Annotated in this window: 17 protein-coding genes; 3 read left to right on the forward strand and 14 right to left on the reverse strand. The window is 60.4% G+C overall.

Features of this window, described 5'->3' with window-relative positions:
• Positions 1 to 47 precede the first annotated feature (47 nt).
• Together ACZ9GA_RS20885 and ACZ9GA_RS20890 are read left to right on the forward strand one after the other, a co-directional pair.
• Positions 48 to 800 (forward strand): hypothetical protein, encoded by a 753-nt coding sequence (locus tag ACZ9GA_RS20885; RefSeq protein ID WP_457360946.1) that lies wholly within the window; start codon positions 48 to 50, stop codon positions 798 to 800.
• Between the two features lie 18 nt (positions 801 to 818).
• On the forward strand, positions 819 to 1,601 hold the full coding sequence (locus tag ACZ9GA_RS20890) for a PIG-L deacetylase family protein (RefSeq protein WP_457360945.1): 783 nt from the start codon (positions 819 to 821) through the stop codon (positions 1,599 to 1,601).
• A gap of 134 nt (positions 1,602 to 1,735) precedes the next feature.
• Here ACZ9GA_RS20890 and ACZ9GA_RS20895 read toward each other — a convergent pair whose 3' ends face one another.
• The 14 genes from ACZ9GA_RS20895 to gyrA all read right to left on the reverse strand — a co-directional run bounded on the left by ACZ9GA_RS20895 (position 1,736) and on the right by gyrA (position 18,583).
• On the reverse strand, positions 1,736 to 2,749 hold the full coding sequence (locus ACZ9GA_RS20895) for an MraY family glycosyltransferase (protein ID WP_457360944.1): 1,014 nt from the start codon (positions 2,747 to 2,749) through the stop codon (positions 1,736 to 1,738).
• On the reverse strand, positions 2,746 to 3,696 hold the full coding sequence (locus tag ACZ9GA_RS20900; protein WP_457360943.1) for an NAD-dependent epimerase/dehydratase family protein: 951 nt from the start codon (positions 3,694 to 3,696) through the stop codon (positions 2,746 to 2,748). Before ACZ9GA_RS20900 ends, ACZ9GA_RS20895 begins: the two co-directional genes overlap by 4 nt.
• Positions 3,693 to 4,613, reverse strand: coding sequence for a glycosyltransferase (locus ACZ9GA_RS20905; RefSeq protein ID WP_457360942.1), 921 nt, complete (start codon positions 4,611 to 4,613; stop codon positions 3,693 to 3,695). Before ACZ9GA_RS20905 ends, ACZ9GA_RS20900 begins: the two co-directional genes overlap by 4 nt.
• 43 nt (positions 4,614 to 4,656) lie before the next feature.
• The gene (locus tag ACZ9GA_RS20910) at positions 4,657 to 4,896 is read right to left on the reverse strand and encodes a DUF1049 domain-containing protein (RefSeq protein WP_457360941.1); all 240 of its coding nucleotides are present in this window, start codon (positions 4,894 to 4,896) and stop codon (positions 4,657 to 4,659) included.
• Positions 4,897 to 4,919: 23 nt separating this feature from the next.
• Entirely contained in the window at positions 4,920 to 5,219 is a 300-nt protein-coding gene (gene ihfB, locus ACZ9GA_RS20915; RefSeq protein ID WP_008370717.1) for an integration host factor subunit beta, read from the reverse strand.
• A gap of 126 nt (positions 5,220 to 5,345) precedes the next feature.
• A complete protein-coding gene (locus ACZ9GA_RS20920) occupies positions 5,346 to 5,633 on the reverse strand; it encodes a hypothetical protein (RefSeq protein ID WP_457360940.1) in 288 nt (95 codons plus the stop codon).
• A gap of 255 nt (positions 5,634 to 5,888) precedes the next feature.
• Positions 5,889 to 6,089, reverse strand: coding sequence for a cold-shock protein (locus tag ACZ9GA_RS20925; RefSeq protein ID WP_457360939.1), 201 nt, complete (start codon positions 6,087 to 6,089; stop codon positions 5,889 to 5,891).
• A gap of 1,656 nt (positions 6,090 to 7,745) precedes the next feature.
• A complete protein-coding gene (gene rpsA, locus ACZ9GA_RS20930) occupies positions 7,746 to 9,434 on the reverse strand; it encodes a 30S ribosomal protein S1 (RefSeq protein WP_008370720.1) in 1,689 nt (562 codons plus the stop codon).
• Between the two features lie 119 nt (positions 9,435 to 9,553).
• The gene (cmk, locus tag ACZ9GA_RS20935; protein ID WP_457360938.1) at positions 9,554 to 10,243 is read right to left on the reverse strand and encodes a (d)CMP kinase; all 690 of its coding nucleotides are present in this window, start codon (positions 10,241 to 10,243) and stop codon (positions 9,554 to 9,556) included.
• The gene (locus ACZ9GA_RS20940; RefSeq protein WP_457363680.1) at positions 10,240 to 12,450 is read right to left on the reverse strand and encodes a bifunctional prephenate dehydrogenase/3-phosphoshikimate 1-carboxyvinyltransferase; all 2,211 of its coding nucleotides are present in this window, start codon (positions 12,448 to 12,450) and stop codon (positions 10,240 to 10,242) included. Before ACZ9GA_RS20940 ends, cmk begins: the two co-directional genes overlap by 4 nt.
• A gap of 28 nt (positions 12,451 to 12,478) precedes the next feature.
• A complete protein-coding gene (gene hisC / locus ACZ9GA_RS20945) occupies positions 12,479 to 13,588 on the reverse strand; it encodes a histidinol-phosphate transaminase (RefSeq protein ID WP_457360937.1) in 1,110 nt (369 codons plus the stop codon).
• A 9-nt stretch (positions 13,589 to 13,597) separates the two neighbouring features.
• Positions 13,598 to 14,692, reverse strand: coding sequence for a prephenate dehydratase (gene pheA, locus ACZ9GA_RS20950; protein ID WP_457360936.1), 1,095 nt, complete (start codon positions 14,690 to 14,692; stop codon positions 13,598 to 13,600).
• Positions 14,692 to 15,777, reverse strand: a complete 1,086-nt coding sequence (gene serC, locus ACZ9GA_RS20955) for a 3-phosphoserine/phosphohydroxythreonine transaminase (protein WP_476226715.1) — start codon at positions 15,775 to 15,777, stop codon at positions 14,692 to 14,694. Before serC ends, pheA begins: the two co-directional genes overlap by 1 nt.
• Positions 15,778 to 15,940: 163 nt before the next feature.
• On the reverse strand, positions 15,941 to 18,583 hold the full coding sequence (gene gyrA / locus ACZ9GA_RS20960) for a DNA gyrase subunit A (protein WP_457360935.1): 2,643 nt from the start codon (positions 18,581 to 18,583) through the stop codon (positions 15,941 to 15,943).
• A 604-nt stretch (positions 18,584 to 19,187) separates the two neighbouring features.
• Here gyrA and ACZ9GA_RS20965 point away from each other — a divergent pair.
• On the forward strand, positions 19,188 to 19,643 hold the full coding sequence (locus tag ACZ9GA_RS20965) for an REP-associated tyrosine transposase (protein ID WP_457360934.1): 456 nt from the start codon (positions 19,188 to 19,190) through the stop codon (positions 19,641 to 19,643).
• The last annotated feature ends 146 nt before the right edge of the window (positions 19,644 to 19,789 follow it).

Raw genomic sequence — 19,789 nt, forward strand, 5'->3', positions numbered from 1 at the left:
ATGTGCAGTCAAAACATTGATAGCTTGCAAACGGAGCGAAACGTGGCATGAGCAACTTCCTGGAAGACGGCATTCATATAACCAGTCGCAGCGACTTCAGCATTGAGTTCATTGCGCAATGGACTGGTTTATTCCAAAGATGCTTCGGAGGCTCCGAAGAAAATGCTGCTCGCGTTTTTCAAAAATACCAACTAAACGACTCAAGAATCTGTTGCACGGTCAAGGACGGCATCATGGTAGCCGCCTACTGCGGCTTAAAGTTGATCCACGACGACTCCGCCGTCTTCCTCTCCACAGACACCATGTCCGACGGCACTCAAAAAGGCTCGTCCATCATTCTTGGCAAGCGATTGTACAAATCACTTATCGAGGATGGCATCTCGGTCGTGTGTGGCTACCCCAACAACAACATCAGGAAGATACGTGAAAGAGGGCTGGGGTGGACCCTTGAGGGGAACCTGCACTTATACGTAGGCATACCGGTGCTGTGGCGGTTCTTTAGAAAAACCATTCCGGTGAGTAGCTTGTGGAAAGCCATCCGACCTACGGGGGGTTGGTTCACCCAGAGAAAACCACTCTGTGTTAACCTGCTTGGCAGAGATGGGCTGTACTCATCCGATATAGGGGCTGTCATAACATTATCTGCTTATCGTCCAGGGGCCTTCTTCATCAAGATGCCGAGCTTTATTTTTGAGCCTCGAAGCTTTGGTTATAAATGCCTTACCGATAACGCGAAAGACAACGATAATTTCTTAAAAAAAATCAAGTCTCTCGATCTCGACACCATCGACATACCTTAATCGCAGGAAAACACTTAGATGAGATCTATCTCTTTATTTTTCATGCCTCATCAAGATGACGAGTTTGGGGTATTCCACCAGATCGAGCAGGAATTGAATGCTGGCCGAAGGGTTCGCTGCATTTACGTAACCGACGGGTCCGCCACTGCCGACCCTGACCTGCGAGATCGTGAATCGCGGGCAGTGCTGCAGAAGTTAGGTGTTGCCACGGGTGATATCCTGTTTATCGGGCGAAAACTATCGATTACCGATGGCCAAATGCATCGACACGTTGGTGTATTTACAGGCTGGCTTGATGCTTTCCTTGATGACCATTCGGATATTCAGACTTGTTTTGTGCCTGCATGGGAAGGCGGCCATCCTGACCATGACCTGGTGCATGCCATTGTCATTGAGTTACTGGCGGCACGGGAGCACTCAGCCACCGCTTGGCAATACCCACTTTATAATGGCCTGCGCTGTTCGGGTCCTTTTTTTCGCGCCATGTCAGCGCTTCCGGAAAACGGGCCTGTTGAGCGGCAATCGATTGGGTGGCGAGATCGTTTACGCTACATAAAACTCTGCCTGTCCTATCCTTCTCAATGGCGGAGTTGGATTGGCCTATTTCCATTCGTGGGTGGTCATTATTTTATTTTTGGTGTTCAAACCTTGCAGGGTGTGAACCGGCAGCGCCTTAAAGAGCGCCCGCATCAAGGGCCGCTTTATTACGAAAAACGCGGTTTTCTGGATTGGCCTACGATGTGCACTGCTATAAAGCAGGTGCATCAAGAGGTGACAAAGCGCAGCCAAGTTTATTCGTAACGACTTTGTCACCTACAGAAATTGAACCTGGCCGGGGTACACTTCAAACGCGTCCTTATTTGTAGACTGTGTAGACTGTGCCTAGGCCGGTTCTTTATTTCCCTGTGCGCTCGGGCAGGCCAGCGGCGGATCCATCATCGTCTCTCCGCACTGCCCGCCCCAAACCGGTAGGCCAACACGCACAGCGGCGCGTAAGCCAGGACCACTCCCACTAGCGCCATCGAGGGCTGCGACGCCACCCACAGCGCAATAGGCAGCAACCAGCAAAGATTGATGACGACCACGCCCAACGTGACCGTACGATGGCTACCATAATGGCGGGCGGCAAATTGATAGCCATGGCTGCGGTGCGCTTCGTAGACCTTCTCCCCCCGTAACAGCCGATGCAAAAGGGTCCAGGTCGCATCCAGCACAAAGACCCCTAGCAGGATCAACCAACTCCATAGCAGATGGCTATCCTGCTTGGCACCCTCCAGCGCGAATGCGCCGATGATCAAGCCCAGGAACCCACTTCCTGCATCCCCCATGAAAATCCTGGCGGGCGGAAAGTTCCAGATCAGGAAGCCTGCGACCGCTGCGCACAGCACCAACGGGAAGCCGAACAACTGGGCATGACCCGTTAACGCATACAGCGCGCACGCGCCAGCACACACACAGATTGCCTCAGCGCTGGCGAGACCATCAATTCCGTCCATGAAGTTGTAGAGATTGAGCATCCAGACCAGATAGACCAGAGCGAGGATCACCCCCACCCATCCCAGGTCCACGATACCCCACGGCAAAGCCAGCGGAGCTAGGCCACCCAGCCAAAACAGGGTCCATCCCGCTGCCAGAAAATGGCCAAGCAATCGCCAGCGGGGGGCGATATGCCCGTGGTCGTCGGCAAAGCCAATGAAGGCAACTGCCGCGCCGCCACCCAGGTAGGCAAACATGGCCTTGCCTTCAGCCAAGCCTGACAACACCAACAAGGGAGCTGCCACCAAAAAACCAATGACGATAGCTACGCCGCCGCCCCGAGGCGTGGGGATCGAGTGCGAGCTTCTGGCATTGGGGACATCCATTAAGCTACGGGCAAGCGCATACCGGCGCAGAAGCCAGGTCAAGGCCCAGGACGCCAATAGTACAGCAGTACAAATCCAGATGATCATGCTTTGGGTTGGCTCATATAGTGGTCCACGGTCGCCTTCAGTCCATCGATGGTTCGCACCGGCGGCGCCCAACCCAGCAACGTTTGATTCTTTTCAATATCTACCTGCAAAGAGCCGGCGAGCCTCTGCACAATGCTTTTTTTTCCCAGCAAGGTCGCTACCACTTGCAGCAGCCGCACCGGCACCGGCAGAAGACGAGATTGACGCCCCATGGCATTTGCCACCATCGCCAACAAGGCTGATGTGGATACAGGCTGGGCGTCGCTTGCCAAAAATACTTGGTTGGCGGCACCTGGGTGGCTAACACAGCATTCGATCAGGCTCACCAGGTTTGCCAGATAAACCATGCTGCGCCGGTTTTGGATAGCGCCCAGGGGTAACGGCACACCCTGCTGGACCCAGCGCATCATTGATAAAAAGTTGGCCTTCACCCCCGCCCCGTAAACCAGCACAGGGCGAATGATGACGAACTCCATCGCGCTTGCCTGGGCGAGCTTGCGCAACCCTTCCTCGGCCTCATGCTTGGAGCGCCCGTAGGCATCCTGTGGCGCGGGTGCGTCATCGGCCAAAAAGGACTGGCCTTGCGCAGTCGACTCACCATTGACCTTAATGGAACTGATATAGACGAATCGCTTTACCCCCGCAGCCGCCGCGTGCCTGGCCAACGCAAGAGTAGCGTCGACGTTGGCTCTGCGAAACTCTGCCAGGCTGTCCACGGCACGCTCGTTCATGACATGAACACGCGCTGCCGTATGGACGATCACGTCGACATCATCCAATACCGGCAGCACCGACGGAGTCGACAGGTCAAAGTATCGGGTGCCGGCCCCCCCAGCGCCTCGCACACACTCGATGACGTTCAGGTGCTCATCGCGCCTCAGGGCAGCAACGGTTGCGCGACCCACAAAGCCCGTGGCGCCCGTGACCAGCACATAGGTTGAATTCATGGATGGAAGCGTCCTTTGAATGCCGCGATCATACATACCAGGCAGAACAGGACGCGGTCACGTAGCCGCCGACGGCAATGTGGGCTCTGTATAGCCATTTTCAGCAATAGCCTGCGCTTGTTAACGCTGTGTCGAGCCAAAAGGCCCCATGGGTGGCCAATCAGGCGCGAAATGAGGAACACCTGCTCAAACCACCAACCGTCCAGAATTTTGCTGAAGCGCGACCACATGGGCTTGAGCCCCACGTTAGCGCCTACTTGATTAGCGGCGTGCTGGCGGTAATGCAATCCCGGACGGGCGTCGATGTGCCATTTGAACGCCTGGCTACGGGCGAACGCATAGATAAACCAATCGTGCAGCGTCACGCTCTGCAACAACTCCCATTGCGCCTGCATCACCCGCTTCAGGGCCACAGTCAGCTCGGCGCTCAGCACATAGGTACAGCCCGGCCCCGCAGCTTCGAACAAATAGTCCCACGCCACCTGAGGCTGGGCTTTGTCCAGCAATTGCTCCCGACCGTCAGGCCAGAAGGCGGTGACGTTGCTGGAATAGGCATCGCTTGAGGTCAACTGAAGTTGTTCGACGGCGCGCTGGAGCTTGTCGGGAAACCAACGATCATCCTGGTCTGCGAGAGCCACGTAGTCGATGCCGGTAAGGTCCAGGTCGTTGAGCAGGCGATAGAAGTTACGACCTGCGCCGCCTAGACGCCCAACCTGCGGCAATACCCGCACGTTGTCATGGGCATCCGCATAGTGCGTGCACCAGTTATACGTATCGTCGGTGGAGAGATCGACGCTGATGAAAATACTGACGCGGACAGCTGTTTGCGCCTGAATCGACATTAACTGCTCTTCGATCCACTGCATGCCGTTGTAGGCAGCCAAGAGTACTGCAACCTGCGGTTTGGGGATTGTCATTGAGGATTACTGGCCCGCGCAGAGTCGGGCATTACAGGCGGGATCAAATCACTTTTACAGGCGGTCTGAGACGGCGCATGGAAGCCAGTAGTGCCAATACGGGCCCTACCACCATGCCTGCCAGGAACGCCACGATGATCAATACGGAAACAGGCAGCTGTGGGCCCGTACGGCCCAGCACAACCAGGCCTACCGATTGCTGGTTTTCCAGCATGAAGAGAGTCGCTACCCCCACTACAGCCAGTATCAAGACCACCAGCAGCAATTGTTTTGCCTTACGCACTTCGCGCTCCTTTTGCCCGGACCTCAAGCATGCTCATGCTCTTCATCCTCATTCACCCGATCCCGCAATTCCTTCCCCGGCTTGAAATGAGGAACAAATTTCCCATCCAGGCTGACCGACTGCCCAGTCTTCGGGTTACGCCCCACTCGCGGTGCGCGGTAGTGCAGCGAGAAGCTGCCAAAGCCCCGAATTTCGATACGGTCACCCGTGGCCAAGCACTGTGACATCTGCTCAAGCATGGTCTTGATCGCCAGCTCCACATCCTTGGATGAGAGCAGGCCTTGATGGGTGACAATACGGTCGATCAGTTCAGATTTCGTCATATTTTTCCCTTCTTTATCAAGAAGCTAGACAATCGCTTGAAAGGTTTTAGCATGGCTGGAAGGATTTGAACAGCCCATGTATTGACTTGTTGCAAAGGTTTACGGTAGATCGTGACGTGCAGAGCCTCAGGAATGCCGGCACTTTACAATCAAGCTTCTGCTGGACAGGCCTGCAGGATTGATACCAAACGGGTAATCCGGGGTGTCGTCCTTCAGGTCGGTGCTTTTGGCCAGCACGCTGTAGCCCGAGACGCCACACGCGCTTTCTGCCTTTTCGTAGCATTTGTCCCATGAAGACGTGACGCCAGAGCAGTTGATATGGAGGGTGGCGACACCTCTGATGTCGTGTGTCGACATGGTTGCCTCGCACCCCGCCAATGCCATCAGCGCTACGCCCAGCCATACACCCTTCATTGCCGATCCCTCATGCCGCCCTTGAATCGATCAGTAACCATTCCCTCAGGCTACCGCTTGCCCTCTTTTGGGTAGACAACTGATTTAACTGGAGATTCTGCAAGCCTGAAGGATTTCCCCCGCTGAGGCTCAGGGTGGCGGTTGTATATGACTGTTTAATGTAGCCCGAATGAAACCGCCTGCACGGCTGCCGCGCAAAAGAGCGGGCCACTGGGGCCCGCTCGCTTGAATGGGTGAGTCAATAGGGGGCTGGGGTTACGCGAGCTGCACGTCTACGGCCTGGTCACCCTTTGGGGTGCGCTCCACTTCAAAGGAGACCCTTTGGCCCTCTGAGAGGCTTTTGAAGCCGTCTGTCTTGATGGCTTTGTAGTGGACGAATAAATCCTTGCCGCTTTCCGAGGCGATGAAGCCGAAGCCTTTGTCGTTGTTGAACCATTTGACGGTGCCGGTTGGCATGGTGGTTTCTCCTTGAAATGTGGGTAGGCAGGTTGTTGAGGTCTGCCTGCTTCCTGCTGAGGCCTGGTGGTGTGGCCAAGCCTTGGGATAGTGCGGGAGGGGTGGCGAGGGGATCAAGGGTGGGTGTGTTTCAAAAATGGGCGAGCGTGCGCCGCTACTGCCTGGGCTGCCCAGGTAGCCGCAGTCGGAGGCGGCACTGGTGTTTGTGTGCGCGGGGGATTTTTAGTGGGGCTTAGGGCCAGCGCAGCCTGGCGGCAGCGGCTACGGTGGGTGGTGAGGTTGTGTGTGGCCGCTGTCGGAGGCGGCGCTGGTGTTTGGGTGTGCGGGGGATTTGCAGTGGGGTTTAGGGCCAGCGCAGCCTGGCGGCAGCGGCTACGGTGGGTGGTGAGGTTGTGTGTGGCCGCTGTCGAAGGCTGCGCTGGTGTTTGGGTGCGCGGGGGATTTTTAGGGGGGGCTTAGGGCCAGCGCAGCCTGGCGGCAGCGGCTACGGTGGGTGGTGAGGTTGTGTCTGGCCGCTGTCGGAGGCGGCGCTGGTGTTTGGGTGTGCGGGGGATTTTCAGTGGGGCTTAGGGCCAGCGCAGCCTGGCGGCAGCGGCTACGGTGGGTGGTGAGGTTGTGTGTGGCCGCTGCCGGAGGCTGCGCTGGTGTTTGGGTGCGCGAGGGATTTTCAGTGGGGCTTAGGGCCAGCGCAGCCTGGCGGCAGCGGCTACGGTGGGTGGTGAGGTTGTGTGTGGCCGCTGTCGGAGGCTGCGCTGGACTTTGTGTGCGCGAGGGATTTTCAGTGGGGCTTAGGGCCAGCGCAGCTTGGCGGCAGCGGCTACGGTGGGTGGTGAGGTTGTGTGTGGCCGCTGCCGGAGGCTGCGCTGGTGTTTGGGTGCGCGGGGATTTTTAGTGGGGTTTAGGGCCAGCGCAGCCTGGCGGCAGCGGCTACGGTGGGTGGTGAGGTTGGATGTACCTGAAGATCTTCCGTGAGGCACGGGTAGGTGAGGCGCATGGCTTGTTAGGGGGTTGGTTGGGCTTTTCCCGAGCCTCGCCCGGCCCGATGGCTTCTGCTGGGTGGGGCGCCTGTGGTAGCAACTGTCTTGAAACCGCGCTGCCTGCATCGCGACCAAGGTCGGCTCCTACGCCGTGGGGGTAGGAGCCGGCCTTGGCCGCGATGCAGGCAACGCGATCTTTCTGATTTACGGCGTCGATGCAATCGCGAGCAAGCTTTGCTCCCACAAAGGAACAGGCAAAATCGCGCCCTTTTTCTAATGTGGTGTGGCCAAGCCTGTAGCCGCTGCCGAAGGCTGCGCTGGCAGAGGTGAACCCCGAAGATCTTCCGTGAGGCACGGGGTAGGTGCGGCGCGTGGCTTGTTAGGGGGTTGGTTGGGCTTTTCCTGAGCTTCGCCCGGTCCCATGGCTTCTGCTGGGTGGGACGCCTGTGGTAGCAGCAACTGTCTTGAAACGGCGTTGCCTGCATCGCGACCAAGGTCGGCTCCTACGCCGTGCGGGGTAGGAGCCGGCCTTGGCCGCGATGCAGGCAACGCGGTCTTTTGGATCTACGGCGTCGATGCAATCGCGAGCAAGCTTTGCTCCCACAAACAGGTGCAGGCCAAATCGCGGGCACAAAAAAGGGCGACCGAAGTCGCCCTTTTTCTAATGGTCAGTCAGAACTTAGTTCTGCTTTTCCATTTGAGCACGCAGCAGGTCACCCAGAGTGGTTGGACCAGTTGCGATGTCCGAAGCAGCTGGCTTGTCGCGCAGGCTTTGGATTGCTTCTTTCTCGTCTTCAACGTCTTTCGACTTGATGGACAAGTTGATCACGCGCGACTTGCGGTCAACGCTGATGATCTTGGCTTCGACTTCTTCGCCTTCCTTCAGGACGTTACGCGCGTCTTCAACGCGGTCACGGCTGATTTCGGAAGCTTTCAGAGTGGCTTCGATGTCGTCGGCCAGGGTGATGATGGCGCCTTTGGCGTCAACTTCTTTAACGATACCGCGAACGATAGCGCCTTTGTCGTTGACAGCAACGTAGTTGGAGAACGGATCGCTTTCCAGTTGCTTGATGCCCAGGGAGATGCGCTCACGCTCTGGATCAACAGACAGGATCACAGTGTTCAGCTCATCGCCTTTCTTGTAGCGGCGTACTGCTTCTTCGCCAGCTTCGTTCCAGGAGATGTCGGACAGGTGAACCAGACCGTCGATGCCGCCGTCCAGACCAATGAAGATACCGAAATCGGTGATCGACTTGATGGTGCCGGAGATTTCGTCGCCCTTGTTGAACTGGCCAGAGAAGTCTTCCCATGGGTTCGACTTGCACTGCTTGATGCCCAGGGAGATACGACGACGCTCTTCGTCGATGTCCAGAACCATGACTTCCACTTCGTCGCCGACTTGTACGACTTTCGAAGGGTGGATGTTCTTGTTGGTCCAGTCCATTTCGGAAACGTGTACCAGACCTTCAACGCCTTCTTCCAGCTCAGCGAAGCAGCCGTAGTCGGTCAGGTTGGTCACGCGCGCCATGACGCGGGTGTTCTCTGGGTAACGAGCTTTGATAGCAACCCATGGGTCTTCGCCCAGTTGCTTGAAGCCCAGGGAAACGCGGTTGCGCTCGCGATCGTACTTCAGAACCTTGACGTCGATCTCGTCGCCAACGTTGACCACTTCGGAAGGGTGCTTGATGCGCTTCCAGGCCATGTCGGTGATGTGCAGCAGGCCGTCCACGCCGCCCAGGTCCACGAAGGCGCCGTAGTCGGTGAGGTTTTTGACGATACCTTTGACTTGCTGGCCTTCCTGCAGGGATTCCAGCAGAGCTTCGCGCTCGGCCGAGTTCTCTGCTTCCAGGACGCTGCGACGGGAAACGACAACGTTGTTGCGCTTCTGGTCCAGCTTGATGACCTTGAATTCCAGCTCTTTGCCTTCCAGGTGCGTGGTATCACGAACCGGACGGACGTCAACCAGGGAACCAGGCAGGAACGCACGGATGCCGTTAACGTCGACAGTGAAGCCGCCTTTAACCTTACCGTTGATAACGCCCTTGACCACTTCCTCGGCGGCGAAAGCTGCTTCCAGAACAATCCAGCACTCGGCGCGCTTGGCTTTTTCACGGGACAGCTTGGTTTCGCCAAAGCCGTCTTCGACCGCGTCCAGCGCAACGTGAACTTCGTCACCGACCTTGATGGTCAGCTCGCCAGCTTCGTTGTAGAACTGCTCGAGCGGGATGACGCCCTCGGATTTCAGACCGGCGTGGACAGTAACCCAGTCACCGTCGATATCGACAACGATACCGGTGATGATCGCACCTGGTTGAAGGTTGAGGGTTTTCAGGCTTTCTTCAAAGAGTTCCGCAAAGCTTTCGCTCATTTTAATTCCTGTAGATTTGGGCAGTAGAAACGCCCATCAGCCGCACTCCAGACAATGCGGGTTCGTTCATAGTAAAGAAGGCGCAAGGGCTAGGGACTGGTTTCCCGTACGCGTTCTGGTCACCCGGCGATATCGCGGATTGCGACTTCGCTCATGATGCGTTCCAACACCTGCTCGATGGACAATTCCGTGGAATCCAGCTGTATGGCGTCAGCCGCCGGCTTGAGCGGGGCTACCGCTCGCTGGGTGTCACGCTCATCGCGCGCACGTATCTCATCTAGCAGACTCGACAGGCTAACATCTTCGCCCTTGCCCTTCAACTGCAAGTAACGTCGACGCGCACGCTCTTCGGCGCTGGCCGTCAAAAAGATTTTCAGCGGTGCCTGGGGGAACACCACGGTGCCCATGTCGCGGCCGTCGGCGATCAGGCCCGGGGCTTCCAGGAAGGCGCGCTGGCGCTGCAGCAGGGCTTCGCGCACGGCCGGCAGCGCCGCCACTTTCGAGGCGCCGGCACCGGCGGTCTCGGTGCGGATGACGGTGCTGACTTCGTCACCTTCCAGAATGATGCGTTGCAGCTGGCCTTCGGTGGCGGCGATGAACTGCACGTCCAGATGAGCGGCCAACTGCGCGAGCAGGGCTTCGTTGTCCAGGGCCACGCCGTGGTTGCCGGCGTTGAACGCCAGCAGGCGATACAGGGCGCCCGAGTCGAGCAGGTTCCAGCCCAGGCGCTTGGCCAGGATGCCGGCCACGGTGCCCTTGCCGGAGCCACTTGGGCCGTCGATGGTAATTACTGGCGCGTGGGAAATCACGACTTGCCCTCTTCTGTTACACGGATCCCGACCTGGCCACACAGCGCCAGGAAGTTGGGAAAGGAGGTGGCGACGTTGGCGCAATCCAGGATGCGGATAGGCGCGCTGGCGCGCAGCGAGGCGACACTGAAGGCCATGGCGATGCGATGATCGCCCTGCCCCTGCACTTCGCCGCCGTGCATCGCGCCACCGTCGATGATGATGCCGTCCTCGGTTGGCTGACAGTTTACACCCAGGGCCTTGAGGCCGTCGGCCATGACCTGGATGCGATCCGATTCCTTGACCCGCAGCTCTTGGGCGCCGCGCAGCACGGTACGCCCTTGGGCGCAGGCTGCGGCGACGAACAGCACGGGGAATTCGTCGATGGCCAGGGGCACCAGCTCGACGGGAATGTCGATGCCGGTGAGCGGCGCCGAGCGCACGTGCAGGTCGGCCACCGGCTCGCCGCCGACTTCACGGCGGTTTTCCAGGCGGATGTCGGCACCCATCAGTTTCAGGATGTCGATGACGCCGGTGCGGGTGGGATTGACGCCCACGTGCTCCAGCACCAGGTCGGCGCCTTCGGTGATGGACGCAGCCACCAGGAAGAACGCCGCCGATGAAATATCCCCCGGCACTTCGATACGCGTGGCCGTAAGCGTGCCGCCCGAGGTCAGCGACGCAGTGGCGCCCTGGCTGGCAACCGGGTAGCCGAAGCCGCGCAGCATGCGCTCGGTGTGATCGCGCGTTGGCGCAGGCTCGGTGACGCGGGTTTCGCCCTGGGCGTACAGGCCGGCCAACAGCAGGCTGGATTTGACCTGGGCACTGGCCATCGGCAGCGTGTAGTCCAGTGCTTTCAGCGCCTGACCGCCACGAATGGTCAGCGGCGGCAGGCCGTCGGCGCCGGTGTCGATCTGCGCGCCCATGTCCCGCAGCGGCTTGGCCACGCGGCTCATGGGGCGCTTGGACAGGGAGGCATCGCCGGTCAGCACGCTGTCGAAGCGCTGGGCCGACAGCAGGCCGGCCAACAGGCGCATGCTGGTGCCGGAGTTGCCGACGTAGATCGGCCCCGGCGGCGGCTGCAGGCCATTGAGGCCGACACCATGAATGGTCAGGCGACCGTGATGCGGGCCCTCGATGACCACGCCCATGTCGCGGAAGGCCTGCAGGGTCGCCAGGGCGTCCTCGCCTTCCAGGAAGCCTTCCACCTCGGTGGTGCCTTCGGCCAGCGAGCCGAGCATGATCGAGCGATGGGAAATGGACTTGTCGCCCGGCACGCGGATGCGCCCCGAAACGCTGCCACCCGGTTGCGCGATGAAGTTCAGGTCACGGGCTTCGCGCTTGTCGACGTAGGCACGACGGGCAAGGATCTTGCCGAAGTGCTCGCGCGCCATGCGCGCACGGGTAAACACACCGAGCATCTTCTGGCCGTCACCGGCATCCACCGCATCGCGCAGCGCATCGAGGTCGCTGCGGAAGGTGTCGAGGGTGCGCAGCACTGCCTCGCGGTTGGCCAGGAAGATGTCGTGCCACATCACCGGGTCACTGCCGGCAATGCGGGTGAAATCACGGAATCCGCCCGCGGCGTAACGGAAGATTTCCAGGTTTTCGTTGCGTTTGGCCAGCGAGTCCACCAGCCCGAAGGCCAGCAGGTGCGGCAAGTGGCTGGTGGCGGCGAGCACTTCGTCATGGCGCTCGATGGCCATGTGCTCGACATCGGCACCCAGTGCGCGCCACAGCGCGTCGACGATGGACAGCGCGCGCGGCGCGGTTTCGTCCAGCGGTGTGAGGATGACCTTGTGGCGCTGGAACAGCTTGGCGTTGGAGGCTTCCACCCCGCTCTGCTCGGAACCGGCGATGGGGTGGCCAGGCACGAAGTTGTGCAGCGCTTGCGCACCCAGCACCTCGCGCGCAGCCCGCACCACGTTGCCCTTGGCGCTGCCCACATCAGTCAAGATGGCGTCGCCCAGGTCGAGCGTCGCCAGCTTGCCCAGCAGTTTTTCCATGGCCAGGATCGGTACCGCCAACTGGATCACGTCGGCGCCCTGGATGGCCGCTTCAAGGTCCGCCTCGCAGCGGTCGACCACACCCAGCTCCACGGCCAGAACGCGCGACTGCGGGTCCAGGTCCAGGCCAACCACTTCGCCACACAGACCACTTTCACGGATGCCCTTGGCGAACGAGCCGCCGATCAGGCCCAGGCCGACAACTACCAGGCGACCGATCAACGGCTTCGGCGCCTGTACAGGGGTAAACTCAGGCACTGGCCAAAACCTTGCTCAACGCTTCCAGGAAACGGGCGTTTTCGGTAGGCAGGCCAATGGTCACCCGCAGGTGGTTGGGCATGCCGTAGTTGGCCACGGGACGCACGATCACGCCTTCCTGCAACAGGCCCTGGAACACCGGCGCGGCCACGCGGCCCAGGTCGATGCACAGGAAGTTGCCCTTGGACGGGATCCAGCCCAGGCCCAGTTCGCGGCAGCCTTCCTGCAATTGCTGCATGCCGAATTCGTTCAGCTCGCGGCTCTTGGCCAGGTAGGCGGCATCGTTCAGCGCCGCACAGGCGGCCGCCAGGGCCAGGCTGTTGACGTTGAACGGCTGGCGCACACGGTTGAGCACGTCGGCGATGACCGGCGACGACAAGGCGTAACCCACGCGTAGCGCCGCCAGGCCGTAGGCCTTGGAGAAGGTACGCGAGACCAGCAGGTTGGGATGCTGCGCCAGGTAGTCGAGGCCGTCAGGCAGCTCGCCGCCCACGGCGTATTCGATGTAGGCCTCGTCCAGCACCACCAGCACGTCCTGCGGTACATCGCGCAGGAAGTCGCCCAGCGCCTGGGCATTGAACCAGGTGCCGGTGGGGTTGTTGGGGTTGGCGATGAAAACGATGCGGGTGTTGGCGTCGATGGCGGCCAGCATGGCCGGCAGGTCGTGCCCCCAGTCCTTGGCCGGCACCACGCGCGACTCGGCGCCCACGGCCTGGGTCACGATCGGGTAGACGGCAAAGGCGTGCTCGCTGAACACCGCGTTCTGGCCGGGGGCCAGGTAGGCACGGGCAACCAGTTCGAGGATGTCGTTGGAACCGTTGCCCAGGGTGACCTGGTTGGTCTGCACCCGGCAGCGCTCGGCCAGCTGGGTTTTCAGCTCGAAACCGTTGCCATCAGGGTAGCGGGTCAGCTCGGCCAGTTCGTTGGCGATGGCTTCACGCACCTTGGGGCTGGCACCCAGCGGGTTTTCGTTGCTGGCCAGCTTGACGATGTTGGCCGGGTCCAGGTTCAGCTCGCGGGCCAGCTCATCCACCGGCTTGCCAGGGACGTAAGGCGACAGCTTTTGGACGCCCGACTGCGCGAGGGCGAGAAAATCACTCATCACTAAACCTCAGAGAACGGCTTTCGGGTAGGAACCCAGCACCTTCAGTGCCACGGCTTCCTGACTGATTTTTTCCAGCACGCCCTTGATCAGCGGATCACGGTGGTGGCCGACGAAATCAATGAAGAATACGTAGGTCCATTTACCGCTGCGTGACGGGCGGGTTTCGATACGGGTCAGGTCGATGCCGTTGTCGTGGAACGGCACCAGCAGCTCGTGCAGCGCACCAGGACGGTTGCTCATGGAGACGATGATCGAGGTCTTGTCATCGCCCGTGGGCGGTACTTCCTGGTTGCCGATGATCAGGAACCGGGTGGAGTTATCCGGACGGTCTTCGATCTTCTCGGCCAGACGCTGCAGGCCGTATAGATTGGCCGCCATGTCGCCGGCAATCGCCGCCGAGTTCCACTCGCCCTTGACCCGCTTGGCCGCCTCGGCATTGCTGGATACGGCAATGCGCTCGACGTTGGGGTAATGGGCGTCCAGCCACTTGCGGCACTGGGCCAGCGACTGGGCGTGGGAATAAATACGGGTGATGGAATCGGTCTTGGTGCTTTCGCCGATCAGCAGGTGATGGTGGATACGCAACTCCACCTCACCGCAGATGACCATGTCGTGTTCCAGGAAACTGTCCAGGGTGTGGTTGACCGCACCCTCGGTGGAGTTCTCCACCGGCACTACGCCGAAGTTGACCGCGCCGGCCACCACTTCACGGAACACTTCGTCGATGGCCGCCATCGGTTTGCTGATCACGGCGTGACCGAAGTGTTTCATGGCCGCAGCCTGGGTGAAGGTACCTTCAGGGCCCAGGTAAGCGACTTTCAGTGGGTTCTCAAGGGCCAGGCACGAGGACATGACTTCGCGGAACAAGCGCGCCATCTCTTCGTTGCTCAGCGGGCCCTTGTTGCGCTCCATGACGCGCTTGAGCACCTGGGCTTCACGGTCGGGCCGGTAGAACACCGGCACCTCGCCTTCGGCCAGGGAGGCCATTTTCACGCGGGCGACTTCTTCGGCGCAGCGGGCACGATCGCTGATCAGTTCGAGAATTTTCTCGTCCAGCGCATCGATGCGAACCCGCAGGGCCTTCAGTTCCTGGTCGGACATCAGGCGTTTTCCTTCTCGAACTCGGCCATGTAGGCAACCAGCGCTTCAACGGCGTCCAGGCCCAGGGCGTTGTAGATGGAGGCGCGCATGCCACCCACCGAGCGGTGGCCCTTGAGGTTCAGCAGGCCACGGGCGTCGGCACCGGCCAGGAAGGCCTTGTCCAGGCGCTCGTCGGCCAGGCGGAACGGCACGTTCATCCACGAACGGGCGTTGTGGGCGATCGGGTTGGTGTAGAACGCGCTGTTGTCGATGAAGCCGTACAGACGGTCTTTCTTGGCGCGGTTGCGCGCTTCCATGGCCTCGACGCCACCCTGCTCTTTCAGCCATTCGAACACCAGGCCCGACAGGTACCAGGAGTAAGTGGCCGGGGTGTTGTACATCGAGGCGTTGTCGGCGGCGATCTTGTAGTCGAGCATGGTCGGGCAGGCGCTGCGGGCGCGGCCCAGCAGGTCTTCACGAATGATCACGACCACCAGGCCGCTTGGGCCGATGTTCTTCTGCGCGCCGGCGTAGATCATGCCGTACTGCGACACGTCGATCGGGCGCGAGAGGATGTCGGAGGACATGTCCACCACCAGCGGCACGCCACCGGTCTGCGGAACCCAGTCGAATTCCAGACCGCCGATGGTTTCGTTGGAGGCGTAGTGAACGTAGGCGGCGCCTGGGGTCAGGTTCCACTCGTTCTGGCCAGGGATGGCCAGGTAATCGTAGGGCTTGGCGCTGGCGGCGACGTTGATGTTGCCGTAGCGACGGGCTTCTTCGATGGCCTTTTTCGACCAGATGCCGGTCTCGATGTAGTCGGCGGTGCCGCCTTCGGGCAACAGGTTCAGCGGGATCTCGGCGAACTGCTGGCTGGCGCCGCCCTGCAGGAACAGCACTTTGTAGTTGGACGGAATGGACAGCAGGTCACGCAGATCCTGCTCGGCCTTCTCGGCAATGGCCACGTAGTCGTCGCTGCGGTGGCTCATCTCCATCACGGAGAGACCCTTGCCGCGCCAGTTCAGCATCTCGGACTGGGCGCGCTGCAGGACAGCTTCGGGAAGCGCAGCGGGACCTGCGCAGAAGTTAAAGGCTCGGTTGCTCACATCCACTCTCGCTCTGCTTGAATTCGTTAGACCGGTGGTGGCCCATTCGCGGACACGGTCCGCTCCTACACAACCCCTGTAGGAGCGGACCGTGTCCGCGAATGGGCCACCACCCAAACATCATTGAGGGCACCGAAGTGCCCCCATGATCCATCACGACAATTTATTCCTGCGGCAACTCGTCGTCGCCCGCCACGTCTTCCGGTGCCTCAACACCTTCCACCGGCGCCTCGAAACCTTCTTCACCCTCGAGCAATTCCTCGCCCTCGACTTCCGATGGCTCCTGCACGCGCTCAAGGCCTACCAGCGTTTCATCGCTGGCCAGCTTGATCAGCGTCACGCCCTGGGTGTTACGGCCCAGGCTGGAGACTTCGTCGACGCGGGTGCGCACCAGGGTGCCCTGGTCGGAAATCAGCATGATCTCCTCGCCGTCCAGCACCTGTACAGCCCCGACCAGACGGCCGTTGCGCTCGTTGCTGACCATGGCGATAACGCCCTGGCCGCCACGCTTGTACTCGGGGAACTCGTCGATGGCGGTACGCTTGCCATAGCCACGCTCGGAAGCGGTGAGGATTTGGCTGCCTTCTTCCGGGATCAGCATGGAAATCAGCTTCTGGCCTTCCGGCAGACGCATGCCACGCACACCACGGGCGGTACGGCCCATGGCCCGTACGTCGGATTCCTTGAAGCGGGTAACCTTGCCGCCGTCGGAGAACAGCATGACCTCACGCTCGCCATCGGTGATGGCCGCGCTGATCAGTACGTCGCCTTCGTCCAGCTCCAGGGCGATCAGGCCCACGCTGCGCTGACGGCTGAAGGATTCCAGCGGGGTCTTCTTCACGGTGCCGTTGGCGGTGGCCATGAAGATGAAGTGACCTTCGGTGTATTCCTCTACCGGCAGCATGGTGGTGATGTACTCGCCATCGTCCAGCGGCAGCAGGTTGACCAGCGGGCGACCACGGGCGGCACGCGAGGCCTCCGGGATCTCGTAGGTCTTGAGCCAGTACACCTTGCCTTTGCTGGAGAACAGCAGCAGGGTGGTGTGGCTGTTCGCTACCAGCAGGTGGGCGATGTAGTCTTCGTCCTTCACGCCGGTAGCCGACTTGCCCTTGCCGCCGCGGCGCTGGGCCTGGTAGGCAGCCAGTGGCTGGGTCTTGGCGTAGCCGCCGTGGGAGATGGTCACCACGCGCTCTTCTTCCGGGATCATGTCACCCAGGGTCAGGTCCAGGCGCGCGTCGAGAATCTCGGTGCGGCGCACGTCGCCGAAGTCGGCGCGGATCACTTCCAGCTCTTCGCGGATCACTTCCATCAGGCGCTCGGCGCTGTTGAGGATGCGGATCAGCTCGCCGATCTGGTTGAGGATCTCCTGGTACTCGGCCAGCAGCTTCTCGTGCTCAAGGCCGGTCAGGCGGTGCAGACGCAGGTCCAGAATGGCCTGGGCCTGTTCCGGCGACAGCCAGTACTTGCCGTCACGCAGGCCGAATTGCGGGTCCAGGTTCTCTGGACGCGAGGACTCGGCACCGGCCGCTTCCACCATGGCCACCACGGCGCTGGATTCCCAGGCGGTGCTGATCAGGGCTTCCTTGGCTTCGGACGGGGTCGGCGAGGCCTTGATCAGGGCGATCACCGGGTCGATGTTTGACAGGGCAACGGCCTGGCCTTCCAGGATGTGACCACGCTCGCGCGCCTTGCGCAGTTCGAACACGGTACGGCGGGTAACCACTTCGCGGCGGTGGCGAACGAAGGCTTCCAGCAGGTCCTTGAGGTTGAGGATGCGCGGACGGCCGTCGATCAGGGCGACGATGTTGATACCGAACACCGCCTGCATCTGGGTCTGGGCGTAGAGGTTGTTGAGGATCACCTCCGGCACTTCACCGCGACGCAGCTCGATGACAATGCGCATGCCGTCCTTGTCGGACTCGTCGCGCAGTTCGGTGATGCCTTCCAGCTTCTTCTCTTTCACCAGCTCGGCGATCTTCTCGATCAGGCGGGCCTTGTTCAGCTGGTACGGCAGCTCGGTGACCACGATCTGCTGGCGGCCGCCGACCTTGTCGATGTCTTCGACAGTGGAGCGGGCGCGCATATAAATGCGGCCACGACCGGTGCGGTACGCCTCGATGATGCCCGCGCGGCCGTTGATGATGGCGGCGGTCGGGAAGTCCGGACCCGGGATGAACTGCATCAGCTCATCGACCGTGATGTCGGCGTTGTCGATCAGCGCCAGGCAGCCGTCGATGACCTCGCCCAGGTTGTGCGGCGGGATGTTGGTGGCCATGCCCACGGCAATACCGCTGGAGCCGTTGACCAGCAAGGTCGGGATGCGCGTAGGCATCACCGCCGGGATCAGCTCGGTGCCGTCGTAGTTGGGCACCCAGTCCACGGTTTCCTTGTGCAGGTCCGAGAGAATCTCGTGCGCCAGCTTGGTCATGCGCACTTCGGTGTATCGCATGGCCGCGGCGTTGTCGCCGTCCACCGAACCGAAGTTGCCCTGGCCGTCTACCAGCAGGTAGCGCATGGAGAAGGGTTGGGCCATACGCACGATGGTGTCGTAGACCGCGGTGTCACCGTGGGGGTGGTACTTACCGATCACGTCACCGACCACACGGGCGGATTTCTTGTACGGCTTGTTCCAGTCGTTACCCAGTTCACTCATCGCAAACAGAACGCGGCGATGCACGGGCTTCAAGCCATCACGCGCATCAGGCAGTGCACGCCCGACGATGACGCTCATCGCGTAGTCGAGGTAGGACTGTCTCAGCTCGTCTTCGATATTGACCGGGAGGATTTCTTTGGCCAGTTCGCCCATGAGAAGCCTGATTCCTTTTTCTGGTGAAACTCCGTCACATCCGATGGGACGAACGAAGCTTGCCGCCTTGCGGCGACTTACGACAAATCAACGAGATACACTGTGGATCTGCGCAGTGGGGGCCGCGACAAAGGGCGGCCCTGGAAACCGTCGGATGTTACCACAAAGGCCGTCAGGGACCTATCCCCTGGCAGGCTTGCAAACCCATTAATTGACGGGTGATCGGGCTTGAGGTGGCTCTGAGGGGCTTTTGCGGGGATTTCAGGGGTTTTGCGGGGATGGATTTGGGGTGGCAGGCGTGGTTGGGGATTTGCGGTGTCTGGTTCCCGGGCAGAGCCCGGTCCTACACCGGTCGCGGCAGTTGTATCAGGGATGCAAAGCGCACCGCCTTTGTCCTTACGGCGATAGACCTGCGTGGCATTCAAAGGCGGTGCGCTTTGCCTATCTGACACAACTGCCGCGACCGGTGTAGGACCGGGGGGCCGGCCATCCGGCTCTGCCCGGGAACCAGCCACCGCAAATCACAACCTGAAACCATTCCCCACACCCGAGGCAAAACCCTGTCCTAACGTCTTAAAAATCACCGACAAAAAAGGCAAAGGACATGCCCCTATACCACCAAAGCAACCTCCGCCGAGGCCGCATTTCGGAAACCGGCCGCATCTACCTGATCACCACCACGACTTATGATCGCACCCCCTTCTTCACCGACTGGAGGATCGGACGCCTGGTTATTCACATAATGATGCAGGAGCACCTGGAGGACAGGGTCCGAAGCGTCGCCTGGGTTGTGATGCCCGATCACTTGCATTGGCTGCTTGAGTTAAAGGAAGCCAATCTATCCGCCGTCATCCGGCGCGTGAAATCCGTTTCCGCGAAGCGAGTCAACGCCGCACTGGGACACCGTGGCTGCGTGTGGCAGAAATGCTTTCATGACCGGGCGGTGCGGCGAGAGGATGATTTGAGGGCGATTGCGCGGTACGTCATCACCAATCCGATCAGGGCCGGGATCGTGGACCGAATTGGGGATTATCCGCTTTGGGATGCGATGTGGTTGTAGGTGTTCACGGTTGGGATTTGTGGTGTTTGGTTCCCGGGCAGAGCCGGATGGCCGCCCCCCCGGTCCTACACCGTTCGCGGCAGTGGTGTCAGATAGGCAAAGCGCACCGCCTTTGTCTTTACGGCGATGTTCCTGCGTTGCATCCA

It is taken from the genome of Pseudomonas sp. TE3644 (assembly GCF_056278815.1).